2 protein-coding genes are annotated in these 3,351 nt (G+C 37.5%); one reads left to right on the plus strand and one right to left on the minus strand.

Going from position 1 to position 3,351, the window contains the following annotated elements:
- Positions 1-144 precede the first annotated feature (144 nt).
- Positions 145-1,299, minus strand: a complete 1,155-nt coding sequence (locus F6K54_RS42135) for an RNA polymerase sigma factor, RpoD/SigA family (protein WP_366558400.1) — start codon at positions 1,297-1,299, stop codon at positions 145-147.
- Between the two features lie 1,751 nt (positions 1,300-3,050).
- Between F6K54_RS42135 and F6K54_RS42140 the strand changes: the two genes are divergently transcribed.
- Entirely contained in the window at positions 3,051-3,275 is a 225-nt protein-coding gene (locus tag F6K54_RS42140; RefSeq protein WP_293090446.1) for a hypothetical protein, read from the plus strand.
- The last annotated feature ends 76 nt before the right edge of the window (positions 3,276-3,351 follow it).

The following is a 3,351-nucleotide window of genomic DNA, read 5'->3' on the forward strand; positions in this document are numbered from 1 at the left end:
TTACCGAAAAATTGCGGTTGAAAGCCTCCTCTTTTAAGAGGATAAAAAGAAAAATTTTCCTTTGAGTCAATCCTCTTCTTTTAAAGGAGAGGTAATTCTAAATTCTAAATTCTAAATTCTAAATTCTAAATTCTTGAAATTTTATTAAAATCGATTTAACCATTCTTTCAAACGTTCAGCTACTTGAGGACGACGTAATTTCCGCATGGCCTTAGCTTGAATTTGCCTTACCCGCTCCCTGGATAGATTAATCATGCGACTCACTTCATCTAAAGTATGAGGTTCTCCTGTGAGTAAACCATATCGGAGAGTGATGACATCTTGTTCGCGATCGCTTAATACATGATTTAAGACTTCCAAGATATCCTGGCGCATCATCATATCATTCATCTGCGCTTCGGGAGTGCTACTTTCATTATCTTCTAGGAAGTCTAGTAGTTCACTATTTTCGTCAGTACCTAAACGATGGTTGAGAGAAAGGGTTTTCCGGCGAATTTGTTGGAGGTTACGCAGTTGTTGGTGAGAAATTTCTAGTGCTTGAGCAATTTCGGCATCACTGGGGATACGATTTAGCTTCCGTCGTAAGTCGCGGTAGACTCGTTTAAGTTTGTTAATCTGTTCTACTACATGAACTGGTAAACGAATAGTACGTCCTTGATTAGCAATAGTACGAGTTATTCCTTGACGAATCCACCAATAGGCATAGGTGGAGAATTTGTAACCTTTCTCTGGGTCAAATTTTTCTGTGGCACGGTTTAGTCCTAATGCTCCTTCTTGAATCAAGTCTAGAAAGGGTACTCCTCGGTTGAGATAGCGTTTGGCAATGGAAACTACTAGACGGAGGTTGGAGCTAATCATTCGCCGTTTGGCGGCACGACACTTATGTAAGCGATGAGATAGTTGTACTTCTGTTAAACCTGCTGCTCCTGCTATTTCAGCTTTTGTAGGCTTTCGCCCTAAGTTATTTGCTAGTTTTTCTGGCAGTTGTTCAAAGATAACTAACTCTTGGATCAACCTGGCTAATTCTACTTCTTCTTTTTGGCTGAGAAGAGGATAGCGAGACATTTGCTTAAATAATGCTCCTACTGCATCATCTATATCTTGTGAATTTTCTGATAATGGGAGAGTTACAGCCTGTATATTCATACTAGAGTCCTCTTGATATTGATCTTCTTCATGTAGTGATTCGGCAATCATCAAACTCATTTGTTGCATTTGAGCTGCCATTTCTGAGTTATTAGTGGGAGTTGGATCTTCGACTTTATGCTTACCTGAATTCTCTGTAAGTAGAATGTTCATGGTTTTTTCCTAATTATATAGTTTTTTGCCTGTAAATGGTTGATGAAGCGTAGAGGAAGTGTAAAATTACACTATAATTCCTTAATTATTACACTATGATTCCTTAATTATTACTTAACAATAAACTCAATATAAAAGTCTTTTGTCAGATATTATTTTTTACCATATTTCATACTTTTTGTCAATAAATAGCTAAGAGCGATCGCAAATCTTTATGAGACCAGACTTCCTGAGATTTATAGTAGGGAACAGTGGGAAAAACATTTTCCCTGGTTAGAATCGTCATCCGCACAAGTCTTAACCTACCTATCTATTGCTATATCTACAAGAGTTTATATACCTAATAATTAGTTAACATTAAGTTATCTGTTTCTGTACTGATAACAATATACATTTCAAAGCTTTAGTCTATAATTAGCTGTATTAATCAATACAAAGCAGCTAGTTTATTTCCCATCTTATTTAATAATAATTAAAATAACTCTAATTCTAATAAATTTGTAACAAGGTTGACTGCCTCTTCAAATTATCTGTGCTGTATTTATTCAATTAAATAAGGCTTGCGTATGGAAAGTCTTTTTGCTGGGGTAGGAGACAGGAGACAAGAGACAGGAGACAGGAGAAATGGGAATTTAGGGGAAGTTAGAAGCTAAGTTTTGTCCCTTAATTTTTCTGCCCAACTATGCGCCTAAAATACTAACTTTTTGAGCGTGAAGAGCTGAAAACCAGGTACTTTTTAAAGGCCACAAAAAGGCTAAAATCTTTATATGTTAATGCTTTTAGATTTAATCAGCAAACCCTAAATAGAAAGCAATGCGATCGCAATTAGATTAAATAATTAGTAGAGAGCGATCGCGAATCTTGTGTAATTTCTAAATTATAATGACGAAAATATGTTGTAGGTGCTTCAACAATTAATAATTAATAATTAATAATTAATAATTTGGAGTAGTCGTGGAAAAAAAAATTGAGAGCATGGGTACAGTTATTATTGGAGGTGTTAGTCGTGCTGGCAAGTCTCGACTTGCTAATCTCGTTTTTCAGCAAACCCGATGTACTGTTGTGCATTTAAACTCATTTTTACAGCGGTTTTCATTTCAGTAGACCACAGTAGGGACGTTGCATGCAACGTCCCTACAGGGTTTTGGTTATGACGATGTGGTTCATCAAGAGCGAAAAGCGCTGTAAATGCTGTTCGCAATAATTATCAAAATAACATGAGTCTAAAACCCCGCCTTTTAAGGCGCAATATTTTTGGAGAATTGCTCAAATCCCCGTTACAAAAATAACTTCTGACTTCTGACTTCTGATATCATGTCCGGATAATCAGTGATAAAAAAATCTTTTCCCTTCTAACTTTTTCTTTCCTCCTGCCTCCTGCCTTCTGCCTTACCTTCTCCAAAGTATAAGTATTCAACCGGACATGATATGACTTCTGACTTCGTTAACCTGCTCCCATACTTACTCTTAGAGAAAAGGAGATATTTAAAGATTATTGTGATACGGTATTGGTGAGTGCAAATGATTTCGTGGCTCACCCGTTTCAATGCGTACTTGCTGTGAAAGTTGATGTTCCGCCCATCAATCATGGGTTAGGATACCCTCAAGGACTTTCCTCCACTGAAAAAGTTGAGTCCTCCGGATACGATGTAGTTTAATAAAACTAGCAACTCGCCTTCAATGACTCCAATCATGTTTTTCGTGTTATACCAAGCGTGATAAATGTTTGTTACAAATGGTAGGGATGTTGCATGCAACGTCCGTACAAAAGAAGGAAGAAGGAAGAAGGAAGAAGGGATAAATATTTAGGGCTTGCTGAAAAAGTCTTATGGGTGAAGTTAGGAGACAGGAGACAACCCACCCCTAACCCCTCCCAGGAGGGGGATAGGAGAAATGGGAATTTGGAGGAGGTAGGAGCGGGCGTTTTTTCCCAAGATTGTTCTGCCCAACTCTTGAGCAAAATCCTGAATTTTTGAACCATTACCACCTAAAACCTCGCACTTTTTCCAGATCTAAAATTGCTCAAACCAATATCAGTCAATAAGCGCGATA

The organism is Okeania sp. SIO3B5 (genome assembly GCF_010692555.1).
Classification (GTDB): domain Bacteria; phylum Cyanobacteriota; class Cyanobacteriia; order Cyanobacteriales; family Microcoleaceae; genus Okeania.